Genomic DNA, 13,545 nt, shown 5'->3' on the forward strand with positions numbered 1-13,545 from the left:
TCACTCAGAACGGGCGTCGGCAGACCGCCCGGGGAGCGCGCGGCGGGCGGATCGGCAGGCGGGGGCGGCGAGCGGCCGGCCGCCGCAGGCGGCGCGGTCGCGGTTCCGGCGACGCGACGACGATCACGACGTACGCCCGGGACTGTTCGGCATCGGCCACTGGTACAGATCACCTCCGGTAAGGCGTCCACTATCCGCCGTCCGGGCCGCGGGACCGCGCCGGTTCAGCCTTTCTTAATGATCATCTGTGCGAGAGGAAAGCAACCTCCGAATCCGCGGGACACCTCCGCCGACTACCCTCCTGGCAACCTCTCTCGCAGATGGAGTCACCGCGCCGCCATGTCCTTCCGCACCCTCGGATACCTCACCGTCGTCGCGTCGTTGCTGACGGCGGCCGGATGCGCCACGAGTCCCGAGCCCCGCAGCGGCGCCCGGCCCGCGACGAGTGCCTCGCCGCCGGCCCTGGTCGCGCCGCCGAACGCCGACGCCGGCGCCGGGACCGGCACCGAGTCGCTGTCACCCGTTCGGCCGAACATCGTGTTCGTCCTGGTCGACGACCTGTCGATGAGCCTCGTGCCGTACATGCCGAACGTGCGGAAGCTGCAGCGGGAGGGCACGACGTTCACCAACTACACGGTGACCGACTCCCTCTGCTGCCCGTCCCGCGCCTCGATCCTCAAGGGCCAGTTCCCGCACAACACCGGGATCGTCAAGAACCACGGATCGGACGGCGGGTTCCGGCTCTTCCACAGCCGCGGTCAGGAGAAGTCCACCTTCGCGACCGATCTGCAGGCAGCGGGATACCGGACGGCGTTCCTCGGCAAGTACCTGAACCAGTACTTCCCCGACCTGACCATGGGCACCGGCAAGCCGTACGTCCCGCCGGGCTGGGACCAGTGGTTCGCCGGCGGCAACGCCTACGGCAACTTCGACTACAAGCTCAACGAGAACGGCAAGGTCGTCCAGTACGGCTCGAAGCCGAAGGACTACATGACCGACGTCCTGTCGGCCAAGGCGAACGACTTCGTCGCCACCACGGCCGCGACCGGGCAGCCGTTCATGATCGAGGTGTCGACCTACACGCCGCACCACCCGTTCACTCCGGCGCCGCGCGACGCCGCCCTCTTCCCCGGACTGAAGGCGCCACGCACCCCGGCGTACGACCGGGTGCCGAAGAACTCGGCGTGGATCGCCCCCACCGCGAAGCTCACGAAGGTTCAGGTCGACCGGATCGACGGTGACCACCGCAAGCGGGCGCAGTCGGTGCAGGCGATCGACCGCATGATCGGCTCGCTGCGGGCCACCCTGTCCAGGGCCGGTGTGGCGGACAAGACCGTGATCGTCTTCAGTTCGGACAACGGCTACCACATGGGCGAGTACGCCATCCCGGCCGGCAAGCAGACCGCCTTCGACACCGACGTCAACGTGCCCCTCGTGGTGGCCGGGGCCGGGGTCGGCGCCGGGCGTCAGGTCGACCTGCTGGTGGAGAACATCGACCTGCGGCCCACCTTCAACGAATGGGCCGGCCTGCCCGCGCCGCAGGAGTCGGATGGGCAGAGCTTCAAACCGCTGTTGTCCGGGCCCGTCCCGGCCGAGTGGCGGACCTCGGCGCTCATCGAGCACCACGACCCGGCCACCGACCCGAAGGACCCGGACTTCCAGAAGGACTCGGCGAGCATTCCGCCGTCCTACGACGCGCTGCGCACCGCGACGTTCACCTATGTCGAGTACGTGGACGGCGCCGTCGAGTACTTCGACCGCAAGGCCGACCCGTACATGCTGAACAACATCGCCGGGACACTCAGCCAGGAACGGCTCACCGAGCTGCGCTCCGCGTTGCGCACTCTGGCCACCTGTGTCGGAGCTGATGCCTGCTGGAAGGCGTCCCGGGCGGTCAGCTGAACGCGGATCCCGGCCAGATCACGGGCTGCTGGCCGGGCATGTCCCGGCGGTTCACCACCGGGTAGACGCTGGAGTGCGCCTGCCACGTCGGCTGCGGGCGCGGGCGGCTCTCGGCGACGGCCCGGACCAGCGCCCGCAACACGTCCTGCAGGGCGACGTGCAGCCGGTCGTCGGTGACCACACCGGTCTCGTCGACCGCGGTCATCTCCAGCGGGATCCGGATGCAGGCGGGCCGCAGCAGCCGGGCGTTGCCGTGGCCGAGCACCGATTCGAGTGCGGCTCGGGCGCCGTCGTCGCGGCCGGGGCCGACCACGGAGAGCCAGGCGGCCGGTTTACGGTCCAGGTCGCCGCCGTCGACCAGCCAGTCGAGCAGGTTCTTCAGGCTGCCGGGCAGGGAGCCGGCGTACTCCGGGGTGCTGAACAGGACGGCGTCGGCCTCGACCACCCGGGCCCGCAGGTCGGCGACCGGGCCGGGCGGCTGCTCACCGGGGGCGAAGGCCGGAAGGTCACGCAGCCCGTCGTACAGGATCGTGGTGATCTCCGGCGGCGCGAACCGGGCCGCCGTACGCAGCGCCGCGGTTTGCAGGGACCCCTCCCGGGTGCTCCCCGAGATCAGCAGGACGCAGGTCATGTCGCCGACGATACGACCCCGAGGGGTCTGTTCCGGACGCCCGGAAGGGTGGTCGAGTGGCCGGTTTCCGACCCGCGTAACAAAGGTCACAGAAAGCATCAAAGGCCCCACCTGGATCAGGTGGGGCCTTTGAACCGTTGTGCGCCGCGTAGGACTCGAACCTACAACCCGCGGATTAAGAGTCCGCTGCTCTGCCAGTTGAGCTAGCAGCGCGTTTCGACGGGCAGAACACTAACACAAGCCCATCAGTCGTTAGCCGGAAGAGTGCGCCGCGTAGGACTCGAACCTACAACCCGCGGATTAAGAGTCCGCTGCTCTGCCAGTTGAGCTAGCAGCGCTCTGCCGTGCAACGAGGAAAACGGTAGCACGGCCTGTGAAGATCCTTGAAATCGGCCGGATACCACCGCAAGGGGGGTTCGTGACTTGCGTACATGCGTCAGTATGTCTGCGCTGAGAACTCAAGAACGGGGCCCCCACGATGGTTGACCTCCGCCGCTCACTGGCGGCGATCATGGCGATTGGCCTGATCGCTCCCCTCGCCGCGTGCAGCGACGACGAAAAGCCGACCCTCTCCGACCCGGCCGCGGCCGCGAGCGCCGGCCCCGGCGCCTCGGGCGCGCCGGTCACCGAGAGCACCACCGCGGCCGGGCCGGTCACTCTGGCCGTCACGCCGGCCGCGAACAAGAAGGACGTGCCGGTCAGCGCCGAGATCGGCGTCAAGGTCAGCGGCGGTGAGGTCACCTCGGTCACACTCACCGACGCCAAGGGCAAGGCGGTCTCCGGCAAGCTGCGCGAGGACAAGTCGGCGTGGGTGCCGGACAAACCTCTCAAGACCAAGCAGAAGTACGCCGCCAAGGTCGTCGCCACCGGTGCGGACGGCCAGAGCACCACCGCCAGCACGTCGTTCACGACGATGGGCGCGCCCGGCCGGGAGACCGGCACGGGCCTCTACCTCTTCGACGGCAACACCTACGGCGTGGCCATGCCGGTGGTCGTCGAGTTCAACCCCGGCATCAAGAAGGCCGACCGCGCCGCCGTGCAGAAGCGGATGTTCGTGGAGACCTCCCCGGCGCAGGAGGGCGTCTGGTCGTGGACCGCGGCCGGCACGCAGGCCTACTACCGTGCGGCGGAGTACTGGCAGACCGGCACCACGCTCAAGGTGCGGATCGGCGTCGGCGGTCACCCTACCGGCGGCGGACGGTACGGCGACCAGGACCGCTCGGCGACCGTGAAGATCGGCCGCAAGTTCGAGATGAGGGTCGACAACGCGACCAAGAAGATGACCGTCCTGCAGAACGGCCAGACGGTCAAGACGTTCCCGGTGAGCCTGGGCAAGAAGAGCACCCCGTCGTCGAGCGGTCACATGGTGGTGATGGAGAAGAAGGCAGCGACGGTCTTCGACACCACCGACACCGACGGCGCCGCCGGTTACCGCACCGACATCCAGTACGCCCAGCGCCTGACCTGGAGTGGCCAGTACATCCACTCCGCTCCCTGGTCCGTCGGCGACCAGGGCCGCCGCAACGTCTCGCACGGCTGCGTGAACCTGGCACCGTCGGCGGCCCGATGGGTGTTCGAGAAGTCCCTGATCGGTGACCCCGTCGTGGTGAAGGGCACCGGGGACAAGCTCGACTACGGCAACGGCTGGACGCCGTGGGACGTGAGCTGGGAGAAGTTCAAGGAGGGCAGCGCTCTCTGAGTCGCCCACGCGTGTTCGTTCTCCCCGGCGGGTACATCGATGGCGTTACACCGGTCACGGCACGAAACCGGGATTGGTGCGACGCTGAATTAGGAGCACTATTGGGCGCCGGGGAGAACGACGCCGTGAGGGGACCATGGAGATGGATGGAATTCGGTCGGCAGAGCGACCCGCCCGGGTCGGCCGTCGCGGCCGGCGACCGTGGCGTCTCGCCGTGGCCACGGTGCTCGCGAGCACGCTGCTGTTCACCGCCGCGTGCACGGGCGACGGCGACAAGGCCTCCTGGGAGGGCGGCGGCAGCCCCGAGAGCGGCACCAACTCGCAGTCGGCGGCGCCCGACCCCACGCTGAGCACCGTCGCGGTGACGTCCCCCGCGGCGGACGCCAAGAGTGTCGAGCTGTGGTCCGAGGTGAAGTTCACCAGCGAGGACGCGCAGAACACCGAGGTCACCGTCACCAACGCCAAGGGCGACGAGGTCAAGGGCACGGTCGACAAGGACGCCAACCTGTGGCGCCCGGCCGAGGGCCTGGCCTGGAACACGAAGTACACCGTGAACGTCAGCACGCCCGCTGCGGACGGCAAGACCAACACCGCCACCAGCTCCTTCACGACGATGAAGGAGCCGTCGAAGCTGGTCCGGGTGTCGAGCTTCCTGGCCGACGGGCAGAAGGTCGGCGTCGGCATGCCACTGATCATGAAGTTCGGCCGGGCCGTCCCTGAGAAGTACCGCGGTGAGGTCGAGCGCCGGATGGTCGTCACCGCGACTCCGGCTCAGGAGGGCACCTGGCGCTGGATCAGCGCCACCGAGGTGCACTACCGGCCGAAGGTGTATTGGAAGGCCAACTCGAAGGTCTTCTACGCGGTCAACCTCAAGGGCGTGAAGCTGGGCGACGGCTGGTACGGCCGGTCCAACCTGACCGTTGACCTGAACATCGGCCGCGAGATGATCATGACGGTCTCCAACAAGACCAAGAAGATGACCGTCAAGCAGGACGGCAAGGTCATCAAGACCATCCCGGTCAGCCTCGGCAAGTCCAGCACCCCGTCCTCCAGCGGCACCATGGTGGTGATGGAGAAGGCGGCCCACACCGTCTTCGACACCACCGACGAGGACCCGGTGAACGGCTACAAGACCCCGATCGACTGGGCGCAGCGGATCACCTACAGCGGTCAGTTCATCCACGCCGCACCGTGGTCCGAGGGCGTGCAGGGTCGCCGCAACGTCTCGCACGGGTGCGTCAACGTCTCCGAGGCGCTCGGCGAGTGGCTCTTCAACCGGACCCTGATGGGCGACGTGATCACGGTCTCCGGCACCGAGGAGAAGCTGAAGAACGGCAACGGCTGGACCAACTGGAACATGAGCTGGGAAGAGTACAAGAAGGGCAGCTACCTGAACTGACGTCTCTCCCCGGCGTGGACAGCGAGAAGGGCCCGGTCGATCCCGAGACCGGGCCCTTCTCGCTGTCCACGAGCCGCCGTCAACGAGCCGCTGTCAACGAGCCGGGAAGGCGCCCGTCACCGTGACCCGTCTCGTTCCCGCGGTGGCCAGCGCCCCGTAGGTGTCCGTGGCCGGATCACGCTCCCCCGCGGCGTGCTGGTACTGGGCGGCGAAGACGTAGCTGCCCGGCGCGAGGGTGCCCTGCTTGAGGCTGAAGCGGTACACCAGCCGGTTCTTCTCCTCCGTCACCGTCGACGTGATCATCGTCTCCGGTACCGTGCTCCATCGGCCGGCGTCCTTGACCCCTGCGGACTTCGCCACGTTGATCACCACCTCGAGGGCGCTGATCGTCTCCGATGCGGTGAGGGTCACGTTGCCCTGCGCCCAGGTGCCGACCGAGTGCCCGTCGACGACGGCCACCGAGCTGAGGAAGCCGTTGACCGGCTGCCAGCCCGGGGTGACCGCGGTGTTCCCGGGGGCCGGTGGATCCGGTTTTCTCACCCCGCCGTCGCCCTTGTCGAGGGGCGTTCTGCCGGACGGCGACGGTGTGGCGGTGGCGCTCGGTGTGGACGCGGACGAGCCCTCGGTCGCGGCCGGCGTCCGCTCCGGCTCCGGCCGGTCGCCGACCAGCCTGATCCCGGCGAACCCGGCGACCAGCGTCGCGACCACCGAAGCGGCGGCCGCCACCGGGCGCAGCGTCAGGGTCCACCGGCCGCGGGCTGGCTCGGAGCGGCGCTGGACGATCCGCGTCAGCATCGCGTCCCGGTCCGCCACATGCCGCTCGGCCTCGTGGCGCAGCACCGAGCCCAGATCGGGCTGGGGGCGCTCAGCCATGGTGGCCTCCCATCATCAGCGGCATCCCGCGCAGGAATTCACTCAGCTGGGCCGCGCCCCGTGAGGTGTGACTCTTCACCGCGCCGACCGAGATCCCGAGGATCGAGGCGACCTCACGCTCGGGCACGTCGAACGCGTAACGCAGGATCACGCACTCACGACGCCGCTGCGGAAGCCGTTGCAGGGCCGCGCGCACGTCCAGGACCGCGGGGGTGTCGCTCTCACCGCGGTCGCGGCGCAACAGGCCGAGCCGCAGCAGTCCGGTCCGTTCCCTGGTCTGCTTCTTGATCCATTGACGGGCCAGGTTCGTCACGATGCCGCGAGCGTACGCGGTCGGACTGTCCGCGGTCTGGACCCGCTCCCAGTGCCGCCACACCTCCACGAACGCGTCGGCCGCCAGGTCGTCGGCGGCCTGCGAGTCACCGGTCACCAGGTAGGCGAGCCGGGACAGGTCGGTGTGATGGTCGTCGAAGAACCGCCGGAAGGCGTATTCGGTGCCAAGGTCGGACAACTCACCGTTCCTGACCGTCAGGGGATACGGAGGGGACTCCGGGGACGACGTTTGATCCACTCCCCTGTGGCTCGAGAGGCTCGAAAGGTTGCGCGCTCCCACGAAAAAATTTCCGGCTTTCCAGCATGTGGGAGCGAGCCCACGAAAAACCTGGCAGCGCCTGGGCAAACGAAAAAGGCCCCGTCCGAAGACGGAGCCTTTCGCATGGGGTGATCGACGGGACTTGAACCCGCGACCCCCGGGACCACAACCCGGTGCTCTACCAGCTGAGCTACGACCACCATGCCATCACGGGCAATGAACTCCCGCGGTGCTGCCCAATCATAACGACTGCCCCCGGGGCCCCGTCGAGCGGGTTACCTACAGTTCGGCGGCGATGGCCTTGGCCGCCTCCACGTCGGGGCCGGGCTGCGGGACGAAGATGGTGCGGCGGTAGTACTCCAGCTCACGGATGCTCTCGCGGATGTCGGCGAGTGCGCGGTGCGACAGGCCCTTGGCCGGCTGGCCGAAGTAAACCCGCGGATACCACCGGCGGCACAGCTCCTTGATCGAGGAGACGTCGATCATCCGGTAGTGCAGGTGGGCGTCGAGCGCTGGCATGTCACGGGCCAGGAAGCCGCGGTCGGTGGCGATCGAGTTGCCGCAGAGCGGTGCGGTGCGCGGATTCGGCACGTACTCCCTGATGTATGCCAGGACCGCCTCCTCCGCCTCGGCCATGGTGATCGCCGACCGGCGCACCTCCTCGGTGAGGCCGGACTTGGCGTGCATGTCGCGCACCACCGGCGGCATGGCGTCCAGCGCCTCGTCATCGGCGTGGATGACCAGATCGACGCCTTCACCCAACACGTTCAGCTCCGGATCGGTGACAAGAGCCGCGACTTCGATGAGCTTGTCCTTGCCCAGGTCGAGACCGGTCATCTCACAGTCGATCCACACCAGAAGATCCGCCACGCCGACAGCCTACGCCCGGCAGGACGCCGCTGTTCGGCACGTACGGTGCCGCAGTCGCTCAACGTGCTGTTTGTCCGGTTTGTTGCCCTGACTTCCCACTTCGCCGATTGCCGGGTAAAGTGTACTTAACGGACGAAGCCCCCCTTCGGTTACTCCGTTCCCCCCGGTAATGGGCCCTCCGTGTCGGCAGCGCGGAGGGCTCATTCATGCCCAGACGATCTCCGGCTCCGAGCCCGGTGCCACGAAACCGATCAGCCGGGCCGCCTCCGCCTCCACTTCCGAGCGGTCCGCGGACGCCACCGGCCGGAACGACGAGATCTCGATCCGGGCTCCCTTGCGCTCCCAGGTGGCCGCCGCGAACCCGTCCACCAGGACCGTCGGGCGCACGATCGACCAGCCCGGCATCACAAGGCGCCGATCGTCCGGGTGCAGAATCCGCGACCGGTCCGCGTGACCCAGCACCGCGTTGTCGAACTCCGGCAGGAACACCACCGGCGCCGGACGATCCTCGTCGTCGATCGGGGCGTCCGGCAGGTCGTACAACTCGATGCCCTTCTCGTCCCTGAAGACCCGCAGCCGGGGGCGAAGCTCCTTCATCAGCGCGGCCAGACGCGTCAAACCGGACCAGACCTGGACGTCCTTGACCGACGCCGGCCCGAAGGCCGCCAGATAGCGCAACACCAGCGTCTCCGCGTCGGCCTCGGCGAGCGGCCCGCCGAGCCAGTCCTCCGCGAGAACGCATCCGATCCTCCCGCGATGCCCCCAGGTCCCGGCGGGCGGCGGATGAAGAAGAGCAAATCTGAGGTGTACGACGAAATGCAGCTCGCCGAGGTCGGCCTCGGGAAACCGCGCCGCCAGCCGACGCGCGATCTCCGGCCGGGTCAGCACCCCCTCGGCGATGATCTCCCGCCCCGCCTTCTCGAACGCGTCCGGATCACACCCGCCCAGCCGCCCGGCCCGGCCCGCCATCCGTTCCAGGGCCGGCTGCAGCGTCGGCCGCAGCCATCGGTAGTCCGCGCCGGAACTCAGATGCTGGGTGCCGCGGAGCAGTCCACTGCGCACCACGGTCCGGTCGTGCAGCAGGCCGGTCAGCTCCTCCATGCGGAAGTCCGACGACCGCGCCCACAACCCCAGGTAGGGCGAGTCCGACTCCTGTCCCTGCACCGCCACGAGATGCTCGACGATCTCCGCCGCCGGGCGCGGGATCCGCTCGGCGAGCAGCTGCCGCCGCAGATAGGTCCGATTCAGCACACGCGTCGAGAGCACCGTCATGCCTCTCACGCTATGGCGCTTTGCGGCCACTTCCTGACCGCAAAGCAAAGGGCCGCCCCTTCCGGGACGGCCCTGTTCTGCTCTCGGTCTAGCGCCCGGTGTCGTCCCCGCCCGGGTCGGGCTTCGGACGGTTGCGGCCGGAAACCGTCCGGCGGCGCCGGCGTTCGCCGCCCCCGAGCAGCTCGGCCGCCTCCTCGCGGTAGCTGAGCGGCCGGGCCGCCTCGCCGCTCTTCGCTCCGGCCGCTTCCGGTTTCCCGGTGGTCTCGCCCTTCTCCGGTACGGCCGGAGCGGTCCCGTCACCGGCCTGGCCGGTCCGGGCGGCCATCGACTCGGCCGCCTTGATCCATGCGGCGGGCACCCGTCGCGCGGCCGGAGCCGGCCGTGCGGTCGTGGGCTTCCCGCTGGCCCGGTTCTGAGCCCGCGCCAGCAGCTGATCGTCACCGGGCTTCCGTCCGGCCGCCTTCCGCGGCCGCCCGGGCGCCTTGTCCGCGTCCGGCCGCCGGTCACGATCGGCGTCAGTCACCGTCTCAGCCTCGCCCGGCGCGACGGCGTCCGTCACCGTATCTGCCTGCACCGGCTCCGCCGCGGTGGTCTCGGCAGTCGGGGCGTTCAGCGCCTTTGTCCCGGACGCCGCCACGACCGCCTTCTCCGCGGCGGCCCCGGGCTTCCCGCGGCCGGCTGAGGTCTGCGCCGCGATCTCAGGCTTCATGTTGCCGGCTGAGGTCTGCGCCGCGATCCCAGGCTTCATGTTGCCGGCCGAGGTCTGCGCTGCGATCCCAGGCTTCATGTTGCCGGCCGAGGTCTGCGCTGCGATCTCGGGCTTTACGTCGACGGCTGGGGTCTGGGCCGCGATCCCCGGCTTTCCTCGGTCGGCGGCCGTGGTTCCCTGCGTCGGAACCGGGGCGGGCTTCTTCGGCAGCGCCCCGAGACCGTCGGCTTCGACCGTGTGCATGGAGCGCCGTTCGCCGCCCGGCCGGGGCAGCGGCCGTGTCGGCTCCGGGCGAGCGGTTTGCGGCCGGTTCTCGGTGATCGTGGACACCTCGCGAGCCGTGACAGCCCGTTCCGGGGTCGCGGCGTTCCGATCGTCACCGGAACCTTCACGCTCGGCGGACGATCCGGACTGGTCTGGGATCAGGTCTCCGGCCTCCTCGGCGTGCAGCGACGCACGGGGGCCGGCCTGCCGCACGTTGGTCGTCGATCCGGTCGTGGCGCTGCCCGCCCTGCGGTCTCCCGGGCGAGGCGAAGCCGGACCGGCCGGAAGCGGAACGATGGGCTGCTGGGCCGGCTCTGATCCGCCTTCGGCCACGGCGGTCCCGGGCCGGGTGCCGCCTTCGGGCGCCGGCTGGGGTTCGGCCTTGCCCTCCGACAATTCCGACACGGATCCGCCTTCAGCCGGCCGCGCCGTCGCCGGGTCGTGGCCCGCCTCGCCTGAGCCGGTGGTGGAGGCCGTGACGGACGTTGGGTCGGCCGCGGCCTTGTCGTCGCGAGCGGCGACACCGCTCGTGGGGTTGCTGATCAACGGCCATTCCGGCGGTGAGCCGATCGTGCCGGGGACCGGCCCCGGGGTCTGCTGGTCACGCGGCGGGTGCTGGTCGGCGGTCCGTTCCGGTGGTGAAGCGTCGGCCGTGCTGACCAGGCCGGTCGCTTCGACGGCTGCGGTCCGATCCGCGCTGGTCGCCGGAGCCGGGTTCGCGGGCCGTTCGGCGGCGGGCTTCGGGGATGGCCGTGGGCTTGGACGGGGAGCAGGGCTCGGGACGATATCGGTGATGCCGGTGGCGATCCAGTCGGTCGCTGCCGGGCCGGTCCACAGTGCGATCCGCGAAGCGACAGGTGCCGTCTGTGCCGGGACCTGCTGCCCCGAGGCGGCGTCCCGGTCGGCAACGGTGCTGGTGCCGGCGGGGTTGTCGGCGCTGGCCGCGGTAACGTCACCGGCCGAGGTGCCGGTGTCGGCCGAGGTGCCGGTGTCGGCCGAGGTGCCGGTGTCGGCCGAGGTGCCGGTGTCGGCCGAGGTGCCGGTGTCGGCCGAGGTGCCGGTGTCGGCCGAGGTGCCGGTGTCGGCCGAGGTGCCGGTGTCGGCCGAGGTGCCGGTGTCGGCCGAGGTGCCGGTGTCGGCATTGGCGGCGGAAGCCGCCGAGCCGTCCTGGCGTGCCGCATCGGGAGTGGCATCGACGCGGCTGGTGGCCGAGTCCGGCTGCTGGATCTCTTGGAACGCCTTCTTCGCTGGGTGGCCCGATTCCGCGGTGGTGTCTCTCGCGGGGGTGGCGACCGGGGCAGCGGCGGCATGGACCCGGCCGGCGACTTCCGTGGGTGCCGTCGTGCCGCTACCGGCGGGTTTGGCAGTGGCCGGCTGATCGCCGGTGTCGCTGACCTCCGCGTCGTTCCCCTGACCGGCGGTTGCGTCGAGAATCGCGCCAACCGCCTGATCGACGGACCCGCTCAGCTCGGCGACGTTCGCCTTGTCGTCCGCATCTTCACGGGCGGGGGTGGTCGTGCGGCCGGTGAGGGTCGGTGTGTCCTCGAGGGTTTCCGGGCGGGTGTGGCCCGTGGCCGGGATCTCGCCGGTGTCGCGGCGGGGGGCGGCGATCGGGATGCGGGCGTTCGCCGACATGTTGCGGTTGCCGGGCTGGGTGGGTGTGAACTTGCCGGCGTTGCGGCGGGCGGCCTCGGCGAGGCGGGCGGCGGCCCGGGCTTCGGTCTGGCGGGCGCGTTCGGGCGCGGTCGCGGCCACCCAGGCGCCGACCGCTGTGGCCTGGAACTGCGGCAGATCAGCGGCGGTGGGGCGGCGCTCGCCGCGGCGGGACGGGACGGTGCCGGGCTGCAGTCCGGCGATGGCCGGGGTGTCGCCGAGCAGGTTGAGCGGCTGGCCCGGGGCCGGAGTGTGCGCACCTGCCGGTCCGGCGGGGGCCGAGCCTCCAGCGAAGGCGGCGGCCGAGCCTCCAGCGAGCGCGGCAGCAGAGCCTCCGGTGAGGGCGGCGGCCGAGCCTCCGGTGAAGGCCGAACCCGCGGCGAACCCGGCGGCCGCACCCACGCGACCGGCAGCGGAACCGGCTGGACCCGCGGAACCGGTAGGACCCACGGAACCGACAGGACCCGCGGCGGAACCCGCGGAAGCCCCAACAGAACCCGCGGGAGCCCCAACGGAATCGGCGGGACTGGCGGAAGCGGCCGGGCTCGCGAGCGAACCGGGGGAACCGGCAGGACCGGGAAAACCGGAGGCGGCGATCGCGGCGGATCCGCTGGCGGCCGGGGAACCGGACACCGGCCCGGCGGAGACGCCGTCGGCCGCATGGGTCAGGGTCGCGGCCCGGGCGGGTGTCGCGTCGAACGGGACGTCGGTGGGCGTACCGCTGGGAAGGGGGTTGGTGAGGGTTGCGGCGTTGAGCGGGACCGCCCGGCCGGAAGGGAGCTCCGGCGCGTTGGGTGGCCAGGCGAACTGCGGCAGCGCCGGAGGCCGGGGGCGGGAGTCGGCGAGGGTTCGGGGGCGGTGTGCGCCACCGGAGCGGCCGCCCGCGAAGTAGGCGAGGCCGCCGGGGAGCGGGAGCGGGGCGCCGATGGCGTGCATGAGTTCGGGGACCTGGCTGGGTTCGACGACGTAGACGACCTCGCGGCGGCGGCCGGGCCAGACCAGTACGGTCACGCCGAGCATGACCAGCAGGGTGCCGAGGGTGAGCAGCCCCCAGGTGCTGGGGCCGAGCCAGCCGGGGCGGATCTCGGCGATGGTGGCGAGGCGCATGACGGGGCCGCCGTCAGCATTCATCAATACCAGGCTGTACGGGCGATCGCCCAGCTCAGCGGGGGTGAGGCTGATCTGGCCGACGCCGCTGGCGGTCCAGAATCCCTGTTGTCCGGGTGGTCCGGCGGGCGCCTGGCGTCCACCAGCACGGGTCGTGGTGACGGGCAGGGCGCCGGTGCCGATGTCGACGGCGTCGATCTGGCTGAACGGGACCCCGGTCAGGTAACGCGCGACCTCGTCGGAGGGGGCGAGGCCGAGGAAGGCCCGGCCCTCGACGGTGGCGGCGGAGAGCCGCAGCTGAGTGTCGCCGATACGGGCGAACGGCACGTCGTCGCGCAGCAACTGGTCGATGTCGGGGACGATCACGGCGTACCCGGGGACGGTGAGCCGTTGCAGCTCGCCACTGAACGCGCCGCCGGGATCGCGGTGCTGCATGACCGCCCAGAGGCCGCCACCGGCCAGCAGTGCCGGCAGTCCGGTGGTCAGTAACAACATGCCGAGGATCGTGCGGAACACCCGCATCTGTGTCTCCCCCTTCCCGGGCGGTACTGCGGAGACCATACAGATGCAAATA

General features: G+C 70.4%; 9 protein-coding genes and 3 tRNA genes. 3 read left to right on the forward strand and 9 right to left on the reverse strand.

The annotated features are described in order from the left end of the window. The first annotated feature begins 339 nt into the window (after nucleotides 1-339). Nucleotides 340-1,902 (forward strand): sulfatase family protein, encoded by a 1,563-nt coding sequence (locus tag CLV67_RS00875; protein ID WP_106315204.1) that lies wholly within the window; start codon nucleotides 340-342, stop codon nucleotides 1,900-1,902. Here the strand turns inward: CLV67_RS00875 and CLV67_RS00880 are convergent. From CLV67_RS00880 to CLV67_RS00890, 3 genes are all read right to left on the reverse strand, one after another. Continuing rightward, nucleotides 1,895-2,533: an NADPH-dependent FMN reductase gene (locus CLV67_RS00880; RefSeq protein WP_170153713.1), complete on the reverse strand. Its 639-nt coding sequence runs from the start codon at nucleotides 2,531-2,533 to the stop codon at nucleotides 1,895-1,897. The two genes, CLV67_RS00875 and CLV67_RS00880, sit on opposite strands and share 8 nt — an antisense overlap. Before the next feature lie 140 nt (nucleotides 2,534-2,673). Beyond that, a tRNA-Lys gene (locus CLV67_RS00885) sits at nucleotides 2,674-2,746 on the reverse strand. Between the two features lie 52 nt (nucleotides 2,747-2,798). Beyond that, a tRNA-Lys gene (locus CLV67_RS00890) sits at nucleotides 2,799-2,871 on the reverse strand. Between the two features lie 140 nt (nucleotides 2,872-3,011). Between CLV67_RS00890 and CLV67_RS00895 the strand changes: the two genes are divergently transcribed. Both CLV67_RS00895 and CLV67_RS00900 read left to right on the forward strand, forming a co-directional pair. Continuing rightward, nucleotides 3,012-4,232, forward strand: a complete 1,221-nt coding sequence (locus CLV67_RS00895) for a L,D-transpeptidase (protein ID WP_106315206.1) — start codon at nucleotides 3,012-3,014, stop codon at nucleotides 4,230-4,232. Nucleotides 4,233-4,374: 142 nt separating this feature from the next. After that, entirely contained in the window at nucleotides 4,375-5,631 is a 1,257-nt protein-coding gene (locus CLV67_RS00900) for a L,D-transpeptidase (protein WP_106315699.1), read from the forward strand. Between the two features lie 93 nt (nucleotides 5,632-5,724). On the opposite strand, the gene CLV67_RS00905 is transcribed toward CLV67_RS00900, so the two are convergent. From CLV67_RS00905 to CLV67_RS52585, 6 genes are all read right to left on the reverse strand, one after another. Next, nucleotides 5,725-6,504: a hypothetical protein gene (locus CLV67_RS00905; RefSeq protein ID WP_106315207.1), complete on the reverse strand. Its 780-nt coding sequence runs from the start codon at nucleotides 6,502-6,504 to the stop codon at nucleotides 5,725-5,727. After that, entirely contained in the window at nucleotides 6,497-7,015 is a 519-nt protein-coding gene (locus tag CLV67_RS00910) for a SigE family RNA polymerase sigma factor (protein WP_170153714.1), read from the reverse strand. The genes CLV67_RS00905 and CLV67_RS00910 overlap by 8 nt, the downstream gene beginning before the upstream one ends. Before the next feature lie 205 nt (nucleotides 7,016-7,220). Next, nucleotides 7,221-7,296: transfer RNA gene (locus CLV67_RS00915), tRNA-His, on the reverse strand. A gap of 79 nt (nucleotides 7,297-7,375) precedes the next feature. Further along, nucleotides 7,376-7,966, reverse strand: a complete 591-nt coding sequence (orn, locus tag CLV67_RS00920) for an oligoribonuclease (protein ID WP_106315209.1) — start codon at nucleotides 7,964-7,966, stop codon at nucleotides 7,376-7,378. 204 nt (nucleotides 7,967-8,170) lie between these two features. Next, the gene (locus CLV67_RS00925) at nucleotides 8,171-9,238 is read right to left on the reverse strand and encodes a winged helix DNA-binding domain-containing protein (RefSeq protein ID WP_106315210.1); all 1,068 of its coding nucleotides are present in this window, start codon (nucleotides 9,236-9,238) and stop codon (nucleotides 8,171-8,173) included. Between the two features lie 88 nt (nucleotides 9,239-9,326). After that, nucleotides 9,327-13,493 carry a hypothetical protein gene (locus CLV67_RS52585; RefSeq protein WP_211304150.1) on the reverse strand — a complete coding sequence of 1,389 codons (4,167 nt, stop codon included), beginning with the start codon at nucleotides 13,491-13,493 and terminating at the stop codon, nucleotides 9,327-9,329. Between the last annotated feature and the right edge of the window lie 52 nt (nucleotides 13,494-13,545).

This window comes from Actinoplanes italicus (genome assembly GCF_003001815.1).
Lineage (GTDB): Bacteria > Actinomycetota > Actinomycetes > Mycobacteriales > Micromonosporaceae > Actinoplanes > Actinoplanes italicus.

Bases quoted from the DNA above. Each gene is read 5' to 3' on its own strand.
- CLV67_RS00875 (WP_106315204.1), top strand. From the start codon at position 340: ATGTCCTTCCGCACCCTCGGATACCTCACCGTCGTCGCGTCGTTGCTG.
- CLV67_RS00880 (WP_170153713.1), bottom strand. From the start codon at position 2,533: ATGACCTGCGTCCTGCTGATCTCGGGGAGCACCCGGGAGGGGTCCCTG.
- CLV67_RS00895 (WP_106315206.1), top strand. From the start codon at position 3,012: ATGGTTGACCTCCGCCGCTCACTGGCGGCGATCATGGCGATTGGCCTG.
- CLV67_RS00900 (WP_106315699.1), top strand. From the start codon at position 4,375: ATGGATGGAATTCGGTCGGCAGAGCGACCCGCCCGGGTCGGCCGTCGC.
- CLV67_RS00905 (WP_106315207.1), bottom strand. From the start codon at position 6,504: ATGGCTGAGCGCCCCCAGCCCGATCTGGGCTCGGTGCTGCGCCACGAG.
- CLV67_RS00925 (WP_106315210.1), bottom strand. From the start codon at position 9,238: ATGACGGTGCTCTCGACGCGTGTGCTGAATCGGACCTATCTGCGGCGG.
- CLV67_RS52585 (WP_211304150.1), bottom strand. From the start codon at position 13,493: ATGCGGGTGTTCCGCACGATCCTCGGCATGTTGTTACTGACCACCGGA.